This is a genomic window from Spirosoma lacussanchae (assembly GCF_005870035.1).
In the GTDB taxonomy this organism is placed as follows: Bacteria; Bacteroidota; Bacteroidia; order Cytophagales; family Spirosomataceae; genus Spirosoma; species Spirosoma lacussanchae.
Window position 1 is genome coordinate 321945 of record NZ_SWJG01000002.1, and the last position, 21328, is coordinate 343272.

15 protein-coding genes are annotated in these 21328 nt (G+C 52.3%); 11 read left to right on the forward strand and 4 right to left on the reverse strand.

Going from position 1 to position 21328, the window contains the following annotated elements:
- Nucleotides 1–3: 3 nt before the first annotated feature.
- Both pgmB and FBR45_RS11755 read right to left on the reverse strand, forming a co-directional pair.
- Nucleotides 4–666: a beta-phosphoglucomutase gene (pgmB, locus tag FBR45_RS11750; RefSeq protein WP_138502501.1), complete on the reverse strand. Its 663-nt coding sequence runs from the start codon at nucleotides 664–666 to the stop codon at nucleotides 4–6.
- Nucleotides 667–891: 225 nt separating this feature from the next.
- The gene (locus FBR45_RS11755) at nucleotides 892–2763 is read right to left on the reverse strand and encodes a glycoside hydrolase family 13 protein (RefSeq protein ID WP_138502503.1); all 1872 of its coding nucleotides are present in this window, start codon (nucleotides 2761–2763) and stop codon (nucleotides 892–894) included.
- Nucleotides 2764–2961: 198 nt separating this feature from the next.
- Between FBR45_RS11755 and FBR45_RS11760 the strand changes: the two genes are divergently transcribed.
- Together FBR45_RS11760 and FBR45_RS11765 are read left to right on the forward strand one after the other, a co-directional pair.
- Nucleotides 2962–4695, forward strand: coding sequence for an alpha-amylase family glycosyl hydrolase (locus FBR45_RS11760; RefSeq protein ID WP_171044877.1), 1734 nt, complete (start codon nucleotides 2962–2964; stop codon nucleotides 4693–4695).
- A 62-nt stretch (nucleotides 4696–4757) separates the two neighbouring features.
- Entirely contained in the window at nucleotides 4758–5630 is an 873-nt protein-coding gene (locus FBR45_RS11765) for an N-acetylmuramoyl-L-alanine amidase-like domain-containing protein (protein WP_138502505.1), read from the forward strand.
- Nucleotides 5631–5691: 61 nt separating this feature from the next.
- On the opposite strand, the gene FBR45_RS11770 is transcribed toward FBR45_RS11765, so the two are convergent.
- On the reverse strand, nucleotides 5692–6138 hold the full coding sequence (locus FBR45_RS11770) for a type I restriction enzyme HsdR N-terminal domain-containing protein (protein ID WP_077923808.1): 447 nt from the start codon (nucleotides 6136–6138) through the stop codon (nucleotides 5692–5694).
- A gap of 105 nt (nucleotides 6139–6243) precedes the next feature.
- Between FBR45_RS11770 and FBR45_RS11775 the strand changes: the two genes are divergently transcribed.
- The gene (locus FBR45_RS11775; protein ID WP_077923807.1) at nucleotides 6244–7014 is read left to right on the forward strand and encodes an AMP nucleosidase; all 771 of its coding nucleotides are present in this window, start codon (nucleotides 6244–6246) and stop codon (nucleotides 7012–7014) included.
- 312 nt (nucleotides 7015–7326) lie between these two features.
- On the opposite strand, the gene FBR45_RS11780 is transcribed toward FBR45_RS11775, so the two are convergent.
- Nucleotides 7327–7710, reverse strand: coding sequence for a protease inhibitor I42 family protein (locus tag FBR45_RS11780; protein ID WP_138502507.1), 384 nt, complete (start codon nucleotides 7708–7710; stop codon nucleotides 7327–7329).
- Nucleotides 7711–8363: 653 nt separating this feature from the next.
- Between FBR45_RS11780 and FBR45_RS11785 the strand changes: the two genes are divergently transcribed.
- The 8 genes from FBR45_RS11785 to FBR45_RS11820 all read left to right on the forward strand — a co-directional run bounded on the left by FBR45_RS11785 (nucleotide 8364) and on the right by FBR45_RS11820 (nucleotide 21318).
- Nucleotides 8364–11450 carry a SusC/RagA family TonB-linked outer membrane protein gene (locus FBR45_RS11785; RefSeq protein ID WP_138502509.1) on the forward strand — a complete coding sequence of 1029 codons (3087 nt, stop codon included), beginning with the start codon at nucleotides 8364–8366 and terminating at the stop codon, nucleotides 11448–11450.
- A gap of 17 nt (nucleotides 11451–11467) precedes the next feature.
- A complete protein-coding gene (locus FBR45_RS11790) occupies nucleotides 11468–12982 on the forward strand; it encodes a RagB/SusD family nutrient uptake outer membrane protein (RefSeq protein ID WP_138502511.1) in 1515 nt (504 codons plus the stop codon).
- A gap of 97 nt (nucleotides 12983–13079) precedes the next feature.
- The gene (locus tag FBR45_RS11795; RefSeq protein ID WP_138502513.1) at nucleotides 13080–13949 is read left to right on the forward strand and encodes an AraC family transcriptional regulator; all 870 of its coding nucleotides are present in this window, start codon (nucleotides 13080–13082) and stop codon (nucleotides 13947–13949) included.
- A gap of 52 nt (nucleotides 13950–14001) precedes the next feature.
- On the forward strand, nucleotides 14002–15270 hold the full coding sequence (locus tag FBR45_RS11800; RefSeq protein WP_246082213.1) for an enolase C-terminal domain-like protein: 1269 nt from the start codon (nucleotides 14002–14004) through the stop codon (nucleotides 15268–15270).
- Between the two features lie 5 nt (nucleotides 15271–15275).
- The gene (locus tag FBR45_RS11805) at nucleotides 15276–16040 is read left to right on the forward strand and encodes an SDR family NAD(P)-dependent oxidoreductase (RefSeq protein WP_138502517.1); all 765 of its coding nucleotides are present in this window, start codon (nucleotides 15276–15278) and stop codon (nucleotides 16038–16040) included.
- A 113-nt stretch (nucleotides 16041–16153) separates the two neighbouring features.
- Complete coding sequence (gene fucP / locus FBR45_RS11810) at nucleotides 16154–17428, forward strand: L-fucose:H+ symporter permease (RefSeq protein WP_246082214.1); 1275 nt, start codon at nucleotides 16154–16156, stop codon at nucleotides 17426–17428.
- On the forward strand, nucleotides 17428–18855 hold the full coding sequence (locus FBR45_RS11815) for a sialate O-acetylesterase (RefSeq protein ID WP_138502521.1): 1428 nt from the start codon (nucleotides 17428–17430) through the stop codon (nucleotides 18853–18855). The genes fucP and FBR45_RS11815 overlap by 1 nt, the downstream gene beginning before the upstream one ends.
- Before the next feature lie 99 nt (nucleotides 18856–18954).
- Entirely contained in the window at nucleotides 18955–21318 is a 2364-nt protein-coding gene (locus FBR45_RS11820) for a glycoside hydrolase family 95 protein (RefSeq protein WP_138502523.1), read from the forward strand.
- Nucleotides 21319–21328: the final 10 nt, after the last annotated feature.

The following is a 21328-nucleotide window of genomic DNA, read 5'->3' on the forward strand; positions in this document are numbered from 1 at the left end:
GATTTACGGCCGCGCATTGGCTTTGGCCAGCACCTCATCGACCGTCAGTACGTCGAGCGAGGGGGCTACCAGATCGGCCTGGGCCAGTACCTCCGGCGACCCCAGACCAACCACGAACATACCGCCCCGTTTGCCTGCTTCCACGCCGGCAACGGCGTCTTCAAAAACCACGCATTCGGCCGGCCGGACCTCCAGTTCGGCCGCACCCCTGGTAAACACTTCCGGGTCGGGTTTGCCCTTGCTGATCTTGTTCCCGTCGATGACCGCGTCGAACACGTCTGACATGCCGATGCGCTCCAGAATGAGCGGAGCGTTTTTACTGACCGATCCCAGTGCCGTTTGCAGGCCCGCTTTGCGTACCTGCGAGAAAAACGTAGCCACGCCGGGCAGTATATCTTCGGCGGTCATGCGGCTGACCAGATCCAGATACCAGTTATTTTTCTGGGATGCCAGTTCCAGTTTTTCCTCATCGGGTAAGGTCAGGCCACCGTGGGCCAGTATAATATCCAGCGACTCGGTCCGGCTGACGCCCTTGAGCCGCTCGTTAAACTCTTCCGAAATGTCGAAACCCAGTTCGTTGGCGAGCCGTTTCCAGGCCTGATAGTGGTACACGGCCGTGTCGACAATGACGCCGTCGAGATCGAATAAAAAAGCCTTGATGGGCATAGCGTTTCAGGTTGTAGTAAGCCGTAAAAGTACGGCCTTTTAACGAAAGCGTAGACTTCTGCGACAAGGCTGTGCGCTGCCATAGACGCTTACTGCCTACAGAGGTATAAAAGGTGCAGCCATGTTTGTCATGCTGACGAAGCCGGGTGGCCGGTGCCGAAGCATCTCAGGTAATAGCCCCGAATCCGCTTCCTTCGTCAGCATGACAACCAATCATAAGCCTAACTATTTCTTCAGCTCCAGCACAACGGCCGTTTTGGCCGGTAGTTTGATCAGTTTCAGGTCTGACAGGGTTTCGTCGGTCAGCACGTTACGGGCCGACCGGAATCCGGCCATGCGTTCGGCAAACCGGGCGGTATCGAGCGAAATCTCTTTGTCGTTGGTGTTGCTGGCTACCATCACGGTTTTGTTGGCATCGTACCGGAAATACACATACGTACCGTCCTGCGGCAGATACTGCATCAGCTTACCGGCATGCAGGGCTGGGGTGGCCTTGCGGTAAGTGGCCAGCTTGCGCACGAAATCAAACGCGTCGTTCTCGCGTTTGTCGCGACCGGCAGCCGTGAACTTGTTCTCCTTGTCGCCCGGAAAACCGCCCGGAAAATCGCGCCGTACTTCGGCGTCGGACGGGTTCTTGAAATTCTTCATCAGAATTTCCGTGCCGTAGTACATGCTGGGTATGCCACGTGTGGTCAGCAGCCAGGTAAGCCCCATCTTGTATTTACTGATGTCTTCACCGATGACCGACAGGTAGCGGTCGGTATCGTGATTGTCGAGGAACGTAACGAGCTTGCTGGGGTCTGCATAAACGGCATCCTGCGCCAGCGCCTGGTAAAACCGGTTGACGCCATCGTCCCAGCTGAAATTCTGCTTCAGCGCGTCGAGCATGGCCGAATACACCACAAAATCGAGGCCGCCCGGCTGGTTCGATTTGAACGGAAAATCAATTTTGTTGCGGGTGTAATAGGCCTGATCGACTACATTGTTGACCCACGATTCGCCAAAGATGTGGATGTTCGGGTATTGCTCCAGCAGGGCCGCGTTGCAGCGGTTCATGAATGGCTGGTCGTTGTACATGTACGTGTCGACCCGCCAGGCATCGACCCCAAATTCTTCGACCGACCAGATCGCGTGCTGAATCAGGAAGTTGGCCAGAAACGGATTGCTCTGGTTGAGGTCGGGCAGGTGCGGTACGAACCAGCCGTCGAGCGAAACGCGCCGGTCGCTTTCGGCGCCGTGTGGGTCGGTAATGGGCTGGTATTTGTACGACGTATTGGTGTAGGTAGGCCATTGGTGGAGCCAGTCTTTCATCGGCATATCTTTCAGGAACCAGTGGTTGATACCGACGTGGTTATACACGGCGTCCTGAACGACCTTGAGGCCGGCGGCATGGGCTTTCCGTACAAATTCCTTATACCCTTCGTTGCCACCCACGCGCCGGTCAATGGCGTAGTGATCCGTAAACCCGTACCCATGGTAGGCCGACCGCATCAGCCCGCCTTCGTTCGTGAGTGGCTGGTTGTTTTCCAATACGGGGGTAAACCAGATGGCCGTTACGCCGAGGTCTTTCAGGTAGTCGAGATGCTGGGCAGCTCCGGCCAGGTCGCCCCCGTGGCGGTAAACCGGATTGGCCCGGTCGGCGTTGGGGTCGGCCAGGTCGTCAAATTTGTCGTTGCTGGGGTCGCCGTTGGCAAAACGGTCGGGCATGGCCAGGTAGATGAAGTCGGCGGCCGTTACGCCCTGGGCTTTCGGCTCGCGGTTGCGGGCTTTCAGTTCAAAGGGCTGGGTCAGCGTCTGTGTGCCGCGCTTGCCAACCAGTTTCAGTGTGCCGGGGCGGGCCGTCGGGGCAATGGCTAGGTCGAGAAAGGCGTAGTTGGGGTTCTCAACAGTGTGGGCTTTGACCAGTTTAACCCCGGGGTAGTTGACGGTATAGGTCAGCGTACCGGCGTTGGGACCGTAGACCAGCAGTTGCAGCTTCGGGTTTTTCAGGCCCACCCACCAGTTGGTTGGGTTCAGCCGCTGGATCTGAGCGGTCTGGGCAAAAGCCGCCAGCGTAGCGGCCAGGGCGCAGATGAGTGTAAACAAAGATCGTTTCATGTAGTGGTTATGCTGAATGAAAATAAGGCCGAACCAGGCGTAGCAGGCGATCTGACCGACGGGCGCCGGTTTGGTTGCCCCCGTTCGCGGCCTGCCTGCATACCGAGGGGGCTATTCATTGGCAAAAATAACCCAAGATTTTCGGCGAAAAAGGCCATAGCTTTGCATTATAAATTGTAAACAGCCGTAACCTCGTTCATGAATACGACGTCCGTTGTCCCCGTAATGGACAAACTTATTATCTACCAGATTTTTACCCGGCTGTTCGGTAACACGAATACCACCAACCGCCCCCATGGCGACAAATCGGAGAACGGGTCTGGAACATTCGCCGACATCAACGACGCAGCGTTGCGGAGTATTCGGCAGTTTGGGGCCTCGCACGTCTGGTATACGGGTATACTCGAACACGCTACTCAAACCGATTACTCAGCTTACGGGATTCAGCCTCATGATCCGGCCGTGGTTAAAGGCCGTGCTGGCTCTCCCTACGCGGTCAGCGATTATTACGATGTCAACCCTGATCTGGCCGTTGAGGTACCGAATCGGATGGCCGAATTTGACGCGTTGGTTGAGCGTTCTCATGCGCACGGACTGCGGGTCATCATCGACTTCGTACCGAACCACGTGGCCCGGCAGTACCAGTCCGACGCCAAACCGGCGGGCGTGGTCGACCTGGGCGAGCAGGACGACACAACGGTTGGCTTTGCGCCCGATAATAATTTTTATTACCTGCCCGGTCAGACCTTTGTAGCCCCGGCCGGGGATACCAACCGCCCCACATCGCTGCACGAATACCCGGCCAAGGTTACCGGATCGGGCTCCATTACGGCTACACCCGATAGCAACGACTGGTATGAGACTATAAAGATCAACTACGGGATCAACGTCTTCGACGGCAGCCGTCATTTCGATCCGATACCGGCCACCTGGCAGCAGATGCTCGACATCCTGCTGTTCTGGGCCGACAAAGGCGTCGATGGGTTCCGGTGCGACATGGCCCAGCTGGTGCCGGTCGAGTTCTGGCGGTGGGCGATCGGACGGGTGAAGCAACGGTATCCGCGGCTTATTTTCATTGCCGAGATTTACGAGCCGCACCTGTACCGGCCCTTCATTTTCGACGGTGGGTTTGATTATCTCTACGATAAGGTGGGGCTGTACGATGCACTGCGGGCGTTGATGGAAGGCCACGGCTCCTGCTACGACCTAACGCGGGTGTGGCAGCAGCAGTCGGGCGATTACGCCCAGCACATGCTCCGCTTTCTGGAAACGCACGACGAGCAACGCATTGCCTCGCGGTTTTTTGCCAATACCCCCTGGGCGGCTGTGCCGGCCATGACCCTGGCTGCTACCATGCATACCGGGCCGTTTCTGCTGTATTTCGGGCAGGAAGTAGGGGTTCGGGCCGAGGGTAGCGAAGGATTCAGTGGCGACGACGGCCGCACGACCATCTTCGACTACTGGGGCATTCCCGAATGGCAGGGCTGGCTCAACGCGCAGCCCGGCGAGCAGGGCCGTTACGACGGTGGGGGACTCTCCGACGAACAGCGGCAGTTGCGGGCGTTTTACCAGCAGCTCAACCACCTCGTCAACGGGTCCGACGCCATCCAGAACGGCTATTTCTACGACCTTCAGTGGGCGAACGACAACGGCCAGAGCAGGGGCTACGACGCCCATCAGCTGTACAGTTACCTGCGCTATACGGATCGGCAGAAACTGCTGATCGTCTGTAATTTCTCGGCGCATACAACCTACGAAACCACCGTTCAGCTGCCGGACCATGCGTTCGCTACCCTGGGGCTGGATCCCATGCGGACTTACCAGTTCACCGATATTTTCCTGAGCGATACGCAGGTTGAGGTTGCTGGGCGAGAAGGGGTTTCGTTGTCATTACCACCCCGCAGTGTTCGGGTGCTGGAAATTAAAGCCTGACAAATCGGTACTTTATCCGGCTTGCGTCGTCCATACGACGCAAGCACTTGTTATCTCAATCTATGAAAAAAAGGTTTACCCTGGGAGTACTTTTAACCATAGCTACGGCTTCGCTGGCTCAGGAACCGACAGCCGTGAAGCTGAGTCAGTGGGCGAGTGCCGGCGGAAAAACACCCGCCGAAACGGCCGTGCAGGTCGGGAAGCAACTGATCGGTAAGCCGTACGTAGCCAATACGCTCGACCTGAACGCGACCGAGCAGCTGGTTGTCAATGTAGACGCCTTCGACTGTACGACCTACCTCGAAACGGTGCTGGCGCTTTCACTGGCGCGCTTCGAACTGTCGGCAAAAGCGACGCCCGCGCAGCTGGAACGCAGCTTTCAGCAGTATCTGACCCAGCTGCGCTACCGCAATGGCCGCATAGACGGGTATGCCAGCCGACTTCATTATTTTTCGGACTGGCTCCGCGACAACGAACGAAAGGGCTTGCTGACCGACGTTTCCCGCGAACTGCCGGGGGCTATGTCGGTGGCCAAACCAGTGTCATACATGACAACTGCTACGTACCGGTACCCGGCCCTGCGCGATCCGGCGGTATACCGGCAGGTGGCGCTGACCGAAGCCGAGCTGAACCAGCAGTCGTTTGCGTTCATCCCCAAAAAGATTATCCGGCAGGCCGAGAGCCAGCTGCGCGAGGGTGACATTGTGATGCTGACTGCGGCCCGTCCCGGTCTCGATATGAAACACGTTGGACTGGCCGTCCGTCAGCCCAACGGTCGTATTCACCTCCTGCACGCGTCGTCGGAGCAGGGCCAGGTCATGATTACCACCCAGCCGCTGAGTGACTACGTGCTGTATCATAAGCGACTATCGGGAATCCGGGTGGCGCGGTTGCGGGCTGGTAGTGGTACGCTCACGGCCGTTATGAATCAGTAGCTTCGCCCCCTTTATCTGAGACTACGAACGCCCTGGTCCCGAACGGTACCGGGGCGTTTTGCTAGGCGCCGAACGCCGGAAAATCGTCGAGAAAACGGATTTCGGCCGTGTCGTGGTCAATGCAGCAGCAGTAGTGGGTCAGCCCGTTGGAAACAACGATATACGGCGCCCGGTGAATATGGTTGTAGCGGGTAATCTGGTCAAAAACAGCCTGGGTCAGCGGCACGTGGGGCGCTTTACATTCAACGACCAGAAACGGCTGGCCCTGCCGGTCGAAGGCCACGACGTCGGTCCGTTTCTGCGTCTGGTTGAGCGTCAGCCCGCCTTCGGTTCGGATGAGGGCTTTCGGGTAGGCGTAATGCGTCAGCAGCAGATTGACAATGTGTTGCCGAACCCACTCCTCGGGCGAGAGCCGAACATACTTCCGGCGTAGTAAGTCGAAAATATACGGTTTCCCTTCGACTTGCTTAGTTTTGTGATCAAAAGGGGGCAGGTTCAACGCAAGCATACCCCAAAAATACAGAGAAAAACATCGACAACCGGGAATATTACGTCCTCAATCTGGACCACTCCCGCTGTAGTTCGCTGCTTTCATTACTCCCACTTTGTATAGATGAAAACGAAAGAAGAGATTGTCAATAACTGGCTGCCCCGGTATACCGGAACCCCCATCGAGCAATTTGGCGAATACGTCCTGCTGACCAACTTTATTAATTATGTAGAGCTGTTCGCGGAGAAGTTCAACGCCGAAATTTTTGGGTTGGGCCGGGCCATGCAAACCGCTACGGCCAACAACATCACCATCATCAACTTCGGTATGGGTAGCGCTATGGCCGCTACCGTCATGGATCTGTTGTCGGCCATCCGGCCCAAGGCGGTTCTGTTCCTGGGCAAATGCGGAGGGCTGAAAAAGACCCAGATTGGCGATCTGGTGCTGCCCATCGCGGCCATCCGGGGCGAAGGAACCAGCAATGATTATATGCGTCCGGAGATTCCGGCCCTGCCCTCGTTCCGATTGCAGCGGGCGGTGTCATCGATGATCAAGAAGCACGAACTCGACTATTGGACGGGTACGGTCTATACCACGAACCGGCGCATCTGGGAGCACGACGAAGTGTTTAAAGAGTACCTGCGCGAGACCCGGGCTATGGCGATCGATATGGAAACGGCTACGATCTTTACCGTTGGCTTTGCGAATTCCATTCCGCATGGCGCACTGTTGCTGGTGTCTGACAACCCGCTCGTGCCCGAAGGGGTAAAAACCGAAGAGAGTGACAAACGGGTTACGGGACAGTTCGTTACCAAACACCTCGACATTGGCATCGACTCCCTGCTCGAACTCGAAATGTCCGGCGATTCGGTAAAGCACCTGCGCTTCGAATAACAAAGGCAGGAGCGGATCTTCCAGGCGAGCGGCTGTCTGTTTCGGGCAGCCGCTCGTTTCGTTTATATTGACCATGAAAGTCATATAGCGATCGATGACCTTGGATACTGATGATACATTGGGCGGACAAAAAAAAGCACCAGACGGGCACCTGGTGCTTCATTAGATAGGTCGATAGCTCAGGCAAAGAAACCTGAGATGCTGCCATTAGTCTTTGTTGTGTTTGCTGTATCGTTCACAATCTGGCTGTCATCAGGCCAAACTGGATACCGAGAATAAGGCAAAGTCGGTTTTGGCAATTCTCGCTACTGGTTAGTCAGTCACCGTAATTTTGTACGTTTTTTTATCCGTGGCTTCGCTTAGGACTGTAGGCCTCGCGAAATGAAACTCCAGCGTAGTTGTCCCTTTGGCCAGCGCCGTGTAGTTCCATACCTGGTTTCCCCACACAGCTGAATTTTGAGGGTTGACAACCGTATTCATGTTATTCATGTTGCGGGCCGTGTCGTCGCCTGCATTTACCAAATTCCATATAAATCCTGTGGAACCATTCGAATATTGCACTAGCAAAGTTAGATAGAATGTGGCTCCCTTTTTTACAGAGAGTGTGGTAGAATTCTGTGGAGTGACACTGTCAGAATCATGCTTACAGGCCGCAGAGCCAAGAAGAAACGGTACAATTGATGTTATGAGTTCCATAATGAATGTTTATTTTTACTTCATAGATGACTCCGTTTGAACGTGCAGAGTTATAAATACAGGTATAATTTTTTTTGAATTTCTATCTGTATACTTTCTTAAAGCACTATGTAGATATAAAAATTGATGGCAATAAATTATGCGATAGTAAGTGGATTAAGTTTATAGAACACCTATTTGATTTGTAAATTTTTATGATGCCTTTGGTCTATGCATATTAGTTTAATCAGACGCTATTATTCATTAGTTTTTATAGTATAGTGCAGACAGTTTTTTAAATATATAGGGAGATGCTGGCTCAGTCTATTTTACACGATAAATTCTGTTTGTAATAGTTCGAAAAAGAAATTCCTGCTATCGCTGCCTGTTAGGTCAATAATTTTTGTGTCCTGACAAGCTGACTAAATTAATTCATTCTATTTAGTTGATATCTAACCTTTTCATATAAGTTGAAGTAATTCATATTCGCTTGTATGTTGAAAAATGGTTGCGTACGTGTCTAAAAAATGCATAACAAAATTTTTAACATTTTACAAAGTCAATATTACACTATAAAAAGTCAATTATATAGCTAAATAGGATATTGAGGTAAGTTAATTTTGTACGATTTCTATTTATCGTGTTCTTTTTTAACAATATAAGCCTAACTCTTTATGAAGAAAATACTACGATTTCAACGGGTTGGTTTCTCGCCAGGGTGTATATGGACGAGCCTGTTCCTCATTGTTTTCGGTTTGATCAGTTCCACCAACACGTTTGCTCAGGGCCTAGTCAGTGTATCAGGTAACGTATCAGACTCTACCGGAGTTACGTTGCCCGGTGTCAGTATTCTTATTGAAGGAGCGACAAATAAAGGAACAACAACGGACACAGATGGCAATTTTAAACTGAACGTGAGTCCAACGGCCACCTTGGTGTTTAGTTATATTGGGTATGTGACGCAGCGTATTCAGATAAATGGACGGAGCCAGCTTACGGTGCGGCTTGCTGCCGCCGAATCCAATCTGGAGGAGGTCGTCATTGTCGGTTATGGCACACAGCGTAAAATCAATCTGACGGGTTCTGTGGCTACAGTAGCTGGCCCTGAACTGACCAAACGGCCTTCTCCGAATATACAAAACCTGCTTCAGGGGCGTGTGCCGGGTTTGGATGTCGTACAGGGAACAGGACAGCCGGGGCGCGATAATGCGAGCCTGTCTATTCGGGGCCTGGGGTCTTTTGGCGCTTCATCGGCTCCGCTAGTGCTGGTTGATGGCGTGATTGGGTCAATCAATAATCTATCTCCGGAAGATATTGCCGAGGTCAGCGTGCTGAAAGATGCGGCTTCGGCGGCTATCTATGGCGCCCGGGCTGCGAACGGGGTTATTCTGGTGACGACCAAAAAAGGGAAAAGTGGCCAGAGTACGCTGGAATACGGCATGAATTATAGCTCCAGTGAAGCAACGCGTCTGCCTGACCTGATTTACAACTCCGCACAGTACATGGAGCTGAGAAACCAGGCACACATCCGGGTTGGTCAACCCGCCTTTTACACGCAGGCTCAGATTGACGCCTATAGAAACGCTGCCGACCGGGTAAAATATCCCAACTTCAACTGGTTAGACTATGCATTCCGGAAAGCACCGATTGTCAATCACCATCTTGGGTTTTCGGGAGGTACCGACAAATCTACGTTCAATATTTCCCTGAACTTTCTGGATCAGAAGGGTATACTGGCCCGGAATGACTACAAGCGATACAACGCGTTACTGGATTATACGTCTCAGGTAAACAAACGGGTACTGGTCGGCACCAATGTCAATTTCTCCTATCAGAATATAGTCGAACCCTGGCTGACGAATGACAATCTGGTGTTGCTGGTGTATCGTTCGGCACCCACGTCAGGCCCTTACCTGCCCGATGGGACGGGGCGCCTGGCTACATCGGCCTACCGGGGGGAAGCCGCCGGACAGCGTGGATACCAGTCGGTAATTGATAATGGTGGTCAATACACCAAAAATTACAATGTAAACGCGCAGGCTTATGCCAATGTCAATGTAGCCAAAGGGCTACTCTGGCAACTCAAAGGTGCGTTTACCTATTTCAACCAGGACTACCGGAATCATCAGTTTGCTATTCCGTCGTACTATTATCAGCCTAACGCTCAGGGAGAGTACCCGTATGCTGATGATTCGAGTCCGGGTTTTCAGGGCGTCAATCAGCAGTTTTCGCAGAGCCTGACCAGGACGTTTTATTCTACGTTGCAGTATGATACCAAACTGGGCCGTGATCATCGACTCAATGCGTTGGCGGGCTACGAGCAGCAGAACAACACGAGCCCGTCTCTGAGCGGAGCCCGGCGTAACTTTCCCAACACAACCCTTATTGAACTAAATGCGGGAGCGGCTCAGGGGCAAAGTACGGGCGGAAACACAACGGAGTGGGCGCTGCAATCTGTTTTCGGACGATTGAACTATACATACCTGGACAGATATCTGCTGGAGGTGAACGCCCGCTACGACGGTACATCTAGAGTAGGGCTGGCAAATCGGTGGGGGCTGTTTTCTGCTTTCTCGGCCGGCTGGCGGATCAGTGAAGAAACCTTTCTGAAGAACAAAGCCACCTGGTTGACTAATCTGAAACTTAGGGCTTCTGTAGGAACGCTGGGTAATCAGGAGATTGGGAACTATCCATACCAGGATATTCTGAGCTTAACCGCTTATCCGTTTGGGGCGGCCTTAGACCAGGGAGCCATCCTGACTCGATTAACGGACCCAAACCTGCGGTGGGAACAGACCAGAATTACCGATGTTGGGGTAGATCTGGACGTGTTTGGCGGTAAGCTCGGCTTTACGGCCGACTGGTACCACAAAGAAACATCGGGTATACTGGCCCAGCGGCAGGACGTGCCGGCCAGTGTTGGGCTGAACGCCCCCATCACCAACGCAGGGGCTATGGTTAATAAAGGATGGGAGTTTGAAATCAGGCATCAAAACCGTCTTGGTAATTTCACCTACGGAGCCAGTGGCCTACTGTCGGCTTACCGAAATCAGGTAACGCGGGTACTGGCTCCAATCCGGGGTGTTTTCGAGGTAGGCCTACCCTATAACTCACTGTATATCCATGAATGGGCTGGTATCTTTCAAAATCAGGCCGAAATAGATGGTTGGGCCAGACAGCCTAACTCGGGCAGGCTAAGACCCGGCGATCTGAAAATAAAGGACCAGAATGGCGATGGCACCGTTGGGCCTGACGATCGGATCAGTATCAACCCGTTTCCTAAATACACCTATTCTTTCAATCTGAATATGGGGTGGAAAGGGCTGAGCTTAACCGCATTCTTTCAGGGCGTGGAAGGCCGTAATCTGTACGTAACCGGATGGGGCGTTGAACCATTCAGACAGGGAAGTCCGCCACCAGCCAAGTACGTAAATGCCTGGACACCCGACAACCCCAGCAACACACTGCCGGCTGTTTACCTGGCTGATGCCAACTATCCGGGCGTCAATGGGTACCCGTCGACTTTCTTCCTGCAGGATGCTTCCTACCTGCGGCTCAAGAATATCTACCTCTCGTATAAAGTTCCTCAGCAGATCCTGGACCGCATTCATGCTAAAGGGCTCACGTTTTACGTGTCGGGCGATAACCTGTTAACCTTCACCAAATACGAAGGCGCTGATCCCGAGCGGGCCGGCGGAGGCAGTTTTTCTCAGTTTCCTCAGCTTCGTACCCTAACCGGTGGGCTAACGATCAGATTCTAACCTTTAACTATCGATTCATGAAAAACTTTTTTCGAGTAGGACTGATTGGAGTTGCCCTGCTCTTACTAGGTGGGTGCCAGGAAGATTTTTTGGAGAAAAATCCGCTGGACAGCATTTCCAGCCAGACGTTCTGGAAAACGGAAGCCGATGTCAATATGGCGTTGACCGGTGTCTACAGCCGGTTGAGGGGGGGCTTCTTTGGCTACCGGCGCCCCTGGCTCGATTGTTACTCCGATAATGCCTATGATCGGTTCAACGCGTATAACTTTCAGAATCTGACGCTCGGTATCGTTAACAACACGAACGTAAGCAGTGCCTTCTATAACGTGCCGTATCAGGGCATAGCCTCCTGTAATTATTTTCTGGACAATGTTGATAAGGCGCCAATTTCGGAGGCACGAAAAAATATAGTGAAGGGAGAAGTCCGGTTTCTACGGGCCTTATTTTACTATGATCTTGTCACGGCTTTTGGGGGAGTAATCATTTATAAAACAATCCCGTCCAGTGTTGATGCTGCCAAGATCAAGCAAAGTTCCAGGCAGGAGGTTCTGACGTTCATTGAAGAAGACCTTGATTTTGCAATCACCCATTTGCCTGAGGCCAAGTTTGAAGGCCACGCCGTTAAAGGAAGTGCAATGGGCCTCAAAACGCGGGTTCTACTTGGGCAGGAAAAGTGGGCCGAAGCGGCTACATTGGCTAAAGAGATCATAGACAAAGGAACGTTTTCGCTGGCTCCGAGCTATAAAGGTCTTTTTCTAACGGCTACCCAGATCGGTAGTCCTGAAATTATGTTCTCCACCCGGTTTCTGGCTCCTAACAGTTATCATGGCGATTTTGCAGGGCTGGACATCGAACTTGGCTGGTTTGGGGCTATTAACGTGTACTCCAATCTGGCAGAAGAGTACGAAATGAAAAACGGCATGCTGATCTCGGAACCTGGCTCTGGCTACGACCCTGCCAACCCCGGCGCTAATCGTGATCCGCGTCTTGCGGTAACCATACGGGTTCCCGGCGAAAAGTTCATCAACCCGGACGGAACCGAGTTTCAGTATTCGGATGCTCCGCAGACACCGTACATGATGAAGAAATACATTGACTTTTCGCGACTTCCGTTCGGCTACACCAAAGCTAACCAGACCGACCAGCATTGTATTCATCTACGCTATGCAGACGTCCTGCTGATGTATGCTGAAGCCAAAAATGAGGTATCGGGCCCCGATGCTACCATCTATGCCGCGCTGGATCAGATCAGAGCCCGGCCCGACGTGAAGATGCCTCCGGTAAATCGGCAACGCTACAATACGAAGGAAAAAGTAAGAGAGTTGATTCGGCATGAGCGCCGGGTCGAATTAGCACTCGAAGGGCTTCGCTATGCTGACCTGAAGCGCTGGAAAACAATCGAAACTAGATTCGCAGCGCTAAAAAATCCGGCCAATGTTTCACTAAAATTCGGGGAGAAGAATTACGTATTGCCGTTTCCCCAAACTGAACTCGATCGAAATAAAGAGTTGGTTCAAAATGCAGGTTATTAAGTCGGTTCGTTCCGCAATGGATGGAGTCGATATTCGGGACGAATAAGCTGAGTATTGTTTTTATAATTATTAGTTACCCTGCCCCTCAGGCTATTGTATGAAAGCTGTTCAGGCTATTGTTAACGACAAGATTTCTGCGAATCAGGTGTTTCTGGTCAAAGAGATTGTTAAACCATTTTTCTCGACAGACTTCCATTTTCATCGGGAGTGCCAGTTGGTATATGTTGTACAAAGTTCTGGTCAACGAATCGTTGGCGATAGTGTTGAGCCTTTTGAGGATGGCGAACTGGTTTTTCTTGGTTCAGATGTTCCGCATGTGTGGCATAATGAGAAAAAGTATTTTCAGGGAAGTGGCGAGTTTCATGCTCACTCGCTGGCCATGTATATTTTTCCCGACAGGCTCATCGAAACAATGGCCGCGTATGGTAATAAGCAGGTTGTAGAGAGTTGGTTGTCAACTGCCCAACGGGGAATAATCTACAGCGGAAAATGTAGGACATCTATCCTGGAGCAGCTGGATGAAACATTCAGGCATGAGGGACTGGCTCAGGTTGTTGCCTTCATGAAGCTGATTCATAATATGATATATGCCACAGAGTTTCGGTTGCTGGCAAGTGCCAACTACGTGAATAGCTACCCCGGAAATGACAATCCACGGATGGATAAGCTATTTAAGTTTATTTTCCTGAATTACCGGCGCGAAATTTCGTTGAAAGAAGTGGCCTCTGTAGCTAATATGAATGAGTTTTCGTTTTGCCGCTATTTTAAAAGTCGAACCCAGAAAACATTTATTGAATTCGTTAACGAGTTACGAATTGCCCAGGCCTGTAAACAGATGCTTGAACGTAATGAAAATATCGAACTGATTGCGAATGAATGCGGCTTCAATAATTTGACTCACTTCAATAAATTATTTAAACGTATAAAAGGAGTTACGCCGAAAGAATATCGGAAACAGTTGTTCTGATTTCTGCAGCTGGTGCTGATCTTTTAGACATAATTTAATGGAACATACGTATTTGAATTCTTCTTTTGGTACGGCTCCTTTTCAGTCGAATGGCGTAACGATACAATCAATCAAAACGCAGGATCGCCGATTTATCCTGACGGACGGAGCTGGTACGGATGCCGTTCACCGAAATCCGCAGTATGCCTACGCCGTTTGTCTACTTCAGACGGATTCGCCATGGAAGGGCGTTGGGCTGGCCTTTACATTGGGAGCCGGTAATGATCTGGTTTGTAAAGCAATTGAATACCTCTCCGAAAGTCTGGTTGGCAGAGAAATCGAGGAGTTAATGGCTGATTTCGGCCAGGTATACCGATCGTTGGCCGACTCGCCGTCTATGCGCTGGCTGGGTCCACACAAGGGCGTAGTGCATCTGGCGCTGGCAGCGATTGTAAACGCCTGCTTTGATCTGTGGGCCAAAAGCCGGCAGGTGCCACTGTGGAAGCTATTACTGGATCTGCCAGCAGAATCACTGGTAAATACGCTGGACCTGAGTTACCTGGAAGATGTCCTGACGCGGGAGCAGGCGATTGAGCTGCTGGAGGGAGCCGCCAGCAGCCGACCTGGCCGGATGGATGTTTTTACCAGGGGCTACAAAGGGTATGACACGTCGGTCGGCTGGTTCAATTTTTCGGACGAACGCCTTGTCGAAAACGCCCATCGATCACTTGATCGGGGGTTTACAGCCTTAAAACTAAAAGTAGGCTCTGATGATCCAAAACGGGATATTCGCCGAGCTCAGCTGGTTCGAAACACGGTTGGCGAACAGACAACCGTTATGCTGGATGCTAATCAGCGCTGGCATCTGCCACAGGCCCTCAGTATCTGTCAGGAGTTGAAAAACATTATGCCCTACTGGATTGAGGAGCCTACCCATCCGGATGATTTGCTGGCTCATAAAACGATTGCCGAAGTGCTGAACCCGTTCAAAATCGCAGCGGGAGAGCATATTCCTAACAAAGTTATTTTTAAGAATTTCCTGCAGGCTGGTGCTATGGCTTTCTGTCAGGTAGATGTTGTCCGGGTAGGCGGGGTCTCTGAGTTTCTTACGATCAGTCTGCTGGCCCGGCAATATGGTGTTCCTGTGGTGCCGCACGTTGGCGATATGGGACAAATTCATCAACACCTGGTCTTGTTCAATCACGTAGGGATGGGCCATGAAAATCTGTTTCTGGAGCACATACCGCATTTGCGCAACCACTTTGTTCATCCGGCCACAATCACTGACGGATACTACCAGGTACCGCAGGAGTTCGGGAGTAGCAGCGATTTAATTGATTAGAGCAGATGACGTCTTTACAGGGTCAGGTAGTATTTGTAACGGGGGGGGCTTCGGGAATCGGAGCCGCCTGTGCAGAAGCATATGTGCGGGCAGGCGCTTCGTTATTTATCATGGATCGTGACAAAAATGCTCTTCACGCGCTACTAAGCCAGTTGGGCGATGGGCACGCCGGGTTTGTGGGAGATGTGCAGAGCGGAGCGGCCGTTAAACAAGCGATTAAAACGGCCCTGAACCGGTTTCAGCAGATCCATGTAATTCATAACAACGCGGGGATAGCTAACCCGGCCAAGCCGCTTCACGAAACAACAGAGGACGAGTGGGACGCGCTCATGTCGGTTAATCTGAAGAGTATTTACTGGACCACCTTATACGGCCTTGATGCCCTAAAAGCCACGAAGGGGTGTATTCTAAATACAAGCAGTTTGGTAGGGGAACTAGGTCAGTCAGATCATGCTGCCTACACGGTTACGAAAGGGGGCGTTAATGCATTGACGAAATCAATGGCGCTCGATTACGCTCCGTTGGGTATTCGGGTCAACGCAATTTGCCCGGCGGGTGTATGGACGCCGATGCTGCGCGAGTGGGCCTCTCAACAGCGGGACTCGCAGCATATCGAATCGTATCTGGATCAAATACACCCTCTGGGCTATTGTCCCGAAGCGGATGTTATTGCCGACGCTGCGGTTTTTCTGGTCTCAAAGGCGGCCCGTTTTATTACCGGCTGTTTGCTGCCCGTGGGGGGCGGGGCTGAATTGGGCTACCGCCGGTGAGGATTCCAACCTGAAAAACGCGGCTTCGGCGGCTGCCCTGACTCGGGGTGACCGTCACCTGCCTGTACACTGATAGCGGGTTTACACAGCCTGTTTTTTTGATGCATATACCAATGAAATTGACGTCCAACGTTGTGCCGTTACTTGTTGTGATGGGCTTGATGTTTGTCTGGAATCTTTGCCGGAACATCAATGACATATTGATTCCGCACCTGAAGAGAGCCTGCCAGCTTACTGATTTTGAGTCGTCGCTGGTGCAGTCGGCTTTTTTCGGAGCGTATTTTCTGATGGCTATCCCGGTAGGCGAGTTTCTCCGTCGGTATTCGTACAAAGCAGGTATGCTAATGGGACTGTCTCTGGCCGCTTTAGGTGCTTTTTTGTTTTATCCGGCCGCCGAAACCCGTCTTTACCCGCTGTTTCTGGGCGCTTTATTTGTCATGGCCACTGGATTTACTTTTCTTGAAGTTACAGCTACGCCCTATGTGTCTATCCTGGGGAAACCCGACGATGCACCCAGTCGACTGAGTCTGGCATCGGCTGTGGGGTCGTTTGGGGCTACCTTAGGTCCTCTGCTGGGCGCAGGTCTACTACTTTCTGCCGACGATATACCGGCAGCGGGATTAGTCCGTACTCAGCAAGATTTGGTGGCTTTTCTTGAGTACGAGTCCGGACTGGTAAAAGCGCCTTACCTGATCCTGGGGGTCTTTTTCAGTCTGGCTACCCTGAGCCTCTATTTTATCCGCCTACCCGCTGTTTCTCAAACCAATCAACATAACCTGCAAATCCGGCGGCTCCTGAGGTTTCGGCATACGCGTCTGGGAGCCATCGGTGTCTTCTGCTACCTGGGTGCCGAAGTAGGTATTGTCAGCTTCCTGATTCGGTATGCCAAAACGCAGCAGCTGCCCGGTCTTACCGAGCAAAAAGCCGCCTTTTTTATTTCCCTGTTCATGGCGCTGGTGCTACTGGGCCGATTGCTGGGTTCTTGGCTGTTGCAGCAGGTACGGCCCCCTATGCTGTTGACATTCTGTTCACTTTCGGCCGCGGGGCTGGTAGGGCTGGGCATCATGACAACGGGCTGGCTGGCTTTGCTGGCACTGGCATCAGTCGGGCTGTTTACGTCTGTCGTTTACCCAATTCTTTTCACACTTAGTATCAGCGAGCTGGGTCCATACACCAAACTGGGGTCTTCGCTGCTTATCATGAGTATTGTGGGAGGAGCTATTGTTCCGCCACTGATGGGGCTGCTATCAGATGCTTACGGCATTCGTGTAGCGTTTGCTGTGCCGGTCATCTGCTACCTGTATCTCGTTTTCTACGGAACAAATGGATACCTCGTGCTGGCTCACCCTGATAAACCTGCCAACAAACCTGTAACTGCCACGCTCTAATGATTTACGTGCTAATTAGATATGCATTGCTGACGCAACTGGGACTCCTGGTCTGGCTGAACTTGTTGCCCCGGGCTGTTCGTGCCGACGTTCGTTTGCCAGCCATTCTAAGCGATCACATGGTGCTACAGCAGAAGAGTACCGTAACCTTGTGGGGCTGGTGCGAGCCCGCCGAGAAGATTACCGTTAGGGTAGGCTGGGACACAACCGTTTACCGAACAACGGGGAAAAATACCGCCACGTGGCAGCTTAAGCTCGAAACCCCGGCCGTACAGGGAGCTTACCAGATTACTATTTCGGGGAGAAATACAGTGGTGCTGAACGATGTACTGTTAGGAGAAGTATGGCTGTGCGGGGGGCAAAGTAATATGGAATGGGGGGCGCGGCATGGCATTCAGCAAGCCATAGAGGCTGCCCCCAAAGCCAGTAACGATCGCATCCGGTTCTTTTACGTACCCAAAACAACTGCCGAAACGCCCCAGGAAGATACGCGTGCCCGCTGGGTCGTCTGCACCCCCGAGACAATGAAGCAGTTTAGCGCTATCGGGTATTTTTTTGGTGAGAAACTTCAGTATACACTTCACTCGGCGGTTGGGCTTATCAATGCCAACTGGGGCGGTACACCGGCCGAAGTCTGGACACCAGCATCACTGATTCAGGAGGATTCTGTACTTCGGTCGGCTGCTGGTCGGCAAAAGGACAATATGGACTACTGGCCCGTGCAACCGGGGTTGGCTTATAACGCCATGATTCATCCGCTTCGGCAGTACGCAATGGCTGGCGTACTATGGTACCAGGGAGAAAGTAACGTCAGTAGCCCGGGAGCTTATGAACGCTTGTTTACAACCCTGATCAAGGCCTGGCGTGGGGCGTGGCAAACCAACCTGCCGGTTTATTACGTGCAGATTGCGCCCTACAGCGGGTACGAGTCACCGCTGGCTGGTACGCTCCTGCGGGAAGCGCAGGCACATTGTTCGCGTATACCCAAAACCGGAATGGTGGTTATTGATGATCTGGTCGACAATGTCAGCGACATACACCCTCAGAACAAGAAAGACGTAGCCATTCGACTGGCCAGGTACGCCTTAAGCGATACGTATGGGCAGCCGAATCTGGCGTTTAGATCGCCAGTGTACGCCAGCCATGTCGTCGAGAACGATCAGATAAGACTCTTTTTCGACCAGGCTGAAGAGGGACTGGTCCTGGCTGCTGACCGGGCTTGCGGCTTTACGATCGCCGGAGCTGATCAGGTTTTTTATTCGGCCCGGGTTCGCCTGGAAGGAAATACAATCCGGGTAAGCAGTCCTCAGGTAAGACAGCCGGTAGCCGTGCGGTACGGTTTTTCTGATACTACGCGTTCGGCCGTTTTCAGTCGGCAGGGACTTCCGCTGGCTATGTTCAGGACCGATGCGTGGCCTGTTCCGTAAGCGCTGGTTTTAGCTTCGGGCAACTAACTGCAGCTGTGGCAGGTTGCTGGCGTCTGCGTTCCGGCTACCCTTTATTCCGTTCATTCATCTACTACTGATATGCAGCAACATAAAGCATACGCTCTTTTAACGGGTTTGTTTTTTCTTTTAGGGCTTAGCCTGGGACAGGCTCAACGGTATCCGCTACGTCTTTGGTTTGATACACCTGCCCGGCAATGGGAGGAGACACTCCCATTGGGCAACGGCCGCCTGGGTATGATGCCCGATGGGGGCGTGTTCCGGGAAACCATCGTGTTGAACGACATTACGTTATGGTCTGGAGGCCCGCAGGATGCTAATAATTACGAGGCCCACAAAAGCCTGCCTAAAATCAGGAGCCTCCTCCTCGAAGGCAAAAACGACGAGGCCCAGAGTCTGATTAACCGAGATTTCGTCGCTACAGGCAAAGGATCAGGCCACGGCAATGGCGCAAAAGTGCCTTTTGGCTGTTACCAGGTGCTCGGCAATCTCCATCTGACTTATCACTACAAAAAGGGCGATACCGCGACCAGCCGTCCGACCCAGTACCGGCGGGAGTTGTCACTCGACCAGGCCTTGTCGACCTGCACCTATACCCTTGATGGAGTGACCTACACCCGTGAATACATAACGAGCTTTGACAACGATGTGGCGCTGGTACGCATTACGTCCCATACGAAAGGAGCGCTTTCGTGTGATATAGCCATTGATCGGCCTGAACGGTTTCGGGTTTATCGGGAGGGTGATCGGCTCAGTATGAGCGGACAGCTCGACAACGGTACCGACGGCAACGGTATGCGGTACCTCACGCAGCTGAAAGGAATTAACCGGGATGGCACATTAGAGGTCAGTGATGATAAGATCATTGTTCGCCATGCTACCGAATTGATCCTGTTTGTGTCGGCCGGAACCGATTTTCGAAATCCTGACTTCGAGCAGCAGACCCGGCTGCGCCTGGATGAGGCCAACCGCAAACCCTACGCTGTTCAGCGCAGCAACCACCTGCTTGCCTATCAGAAGCTGTTTAACCGCGTAAGCTTCCGATTGGGAACAACCCACCGGGATGATCTACCTACCGACGCCCGTCTGCTCGAATTTCAGCGGCAGCCGGAAGCCGACCTCGGGTTAAACACCTTGTTTTTTCAATTTGGCCGGTATCTGAGCATTAGTTCCACGCGGGTCGGCCTATTGCCTCCTAACCTGCAGGGGCTTTGGGCCAACCAGATTCAAACCCCCTGGAATGGCGACTATCACCTGGATGTAAACGTTCAGATGAATCATTGGCCGGTAGAGGTTACTAATTTATCGGAGCTTAATCTGCCGCTGGTGGACCTGGTGACTGATCTGGTGAAGCCGGGCGAAAAAACGGCTCGGGCTTATTATCAGGCCGACGGATGGGTTGCTCACGTCATCACCAACATCTGGGGCTTTACCGAACCGGGCGAAGATGCTTCCTGGGGTATTACCAATGCGGGCTCGGGCTGGTTGTGTAATAACCTGTGGGATCATTATGCCTTCACCAACGACAAAAATTACTTACGTCAGATTTATCCGGTACTGAAGGGCGCGGCTATGTTTTATGCTAGCGTGCTTATAAAAGACCCCAAAACAGGTTGGCAGGTAACAGCCCCGTCGGTTTCTCCTGAGAATACGTTCATCCTGCCCAATGGCAAACGGGCTACTATTTGTATGGGTCCGACCATCGATAATCAGATCGTTCGAGAGTTGTTTACCAATCTGATAACAGCCTCAGAAGAGCTGAATGTCGATTCTGAATTTCGAAAAAAAGTCCAGACGCTCCTGAATGATATTCCCCCCGTCGGGCAGATCGCAAAAGATGGCCGGCTGATGGAGTGGCTGGAAGAGTACCGCGAAACCGAGCCTACACACCGGCATGTGTCTCATTTATACGGCCTCTATCCGGCCTCGCTCATAACCCCCGCTGGTACACCAGCTCTGGCCCAGGCCGCCAGAAAAACGCTTGACGTCCGGGGTGATGACAGTCCTGGCTGGTCAAAGGCGTACAAAATTCTGTTCTGGACGCGTCTGAAAGATGGCAACCGAGCGTATAAACTACTTAAGGATTTTCTCTCGCTGACCCGAAAAACGTTCATGAACAACGGGGCAGGGGGAGGGGTATATCCGAACCTGCTCTGTGCTGGTCCCCCTTTTCAGATCGACGGCAATTTTGGGGGCACAGCAGGCATTGCTGAAATGCTGATTCAGAGTCACGAGGGATACATCGAGCTGCTACCGGCTGTTCCCGATGGCTGGAAAGGGGAGGGGGCCGTCAAAGGACTCAAAGCCCGTGGTAATTTTACGGTCGATTTTTCCTGGAAGAACGGCCGGATTATCAGCTACCGGGTTACTTCCCCTACTGCCCGGCCAGTTAAAATTAGCGTAAATGGCCGTGTACACAACGAGCTATCAAAAGTTGCCCGTTAGCATAGTGAGC

Coding starts and splice junctions, on each gene's coding strand:
- pgmB (WP_138502501.1), bottom strand. CDS start 666: ATGCCCATCAAGGCTTTTTTATTCGATCTCGACGGCGTCATTGTCGAC.
- FBR45_RS11755 (WP_138502503.1), bottom strand. CDS start 2,763: ATGAAACGATCTTTGTTTACACTCATCTGCGCCCTGGCCGCTACGCTG.
- FBR45_RS11760 (WP_171044877.1), top strand. CDS start 2,962: ATGAATACGACGTCCGTTGTCCCCGTAATGGACAAACTTATTATCTAC.
- FBR45_RS11765 (WP_138502505.1), top strand. CDS start 4,758: ATGAAAAAAAGGTTTACCCTGGGAGTACTTTTAACCATAGCTACGGCT.
- FBR45_RS11770 (WP_077923808.1), bottom strand. CDS start 6,138: ATGCTTGCGTTGAACCTGCCCCCTTTTGATCACAAAACTAAGCAAGTC.
- FBR45_RS11775 (WP_077923807.1), top strand. CDS start 6,244: ATGAAAACGAAAGAAGAGATTGTCAATAACTGGCTGCCCCGGTATACC.
- FBR45_RS11780 (WP_138502507.1), bottom strand. CDS start 7,710: ATGGAACTCATAACATCAATTGTACCGTTTCTTCTTGGCTCTGCGGCC.
- FBR45_RS11785 (WP_138502509.1), top strand. CDS start 8,364: ATGAAGAAAATACTACGATTTCAACGGGTTGGTTTCTCGCCAGGGTGT.
- FBR45_RS11790 (WP_138502511.1), top strand. CDS start 11,468: ATGAAAAACTTTTTTCGAGTAGGACTGATTGGAGTTGCCCTGCTCTTA.
- FBR45_RS11795 (WP_138502513.1), top strand. CDS start 13,080: ATGAAAGCTGTTCAGGCTATTGTTAACGACAAGATTTCTGCGAATCAG.
- FBR45_RS11805 (WP_138502517.1), top strand. CDS start 15,276: ATGACGTCTTTACAGGGTCAGGTAGTATTTGTAACGGGGGGGGCTTCG.
- fucP (WP_246082214.1), top strand. CDS start 16,154: ATGAAATTGACGTCCAACGTTGTGCCGTTACTTGTTGTGATGGGCTTG.
- FBR45_RS11815 (WP_138502521.1), top strand. CDS start 17,428: ATGATTTACGTGCTAATTAGATATGCATTGCTGACGCAACTGGGACTC.
- FBR45_RS11820 (WP_138502523.1), top strand. CDS start 18,955: ATGCAGCAACATAAAGCATACGCTCTTTTAACGGGTTTGTTTTTTCTT.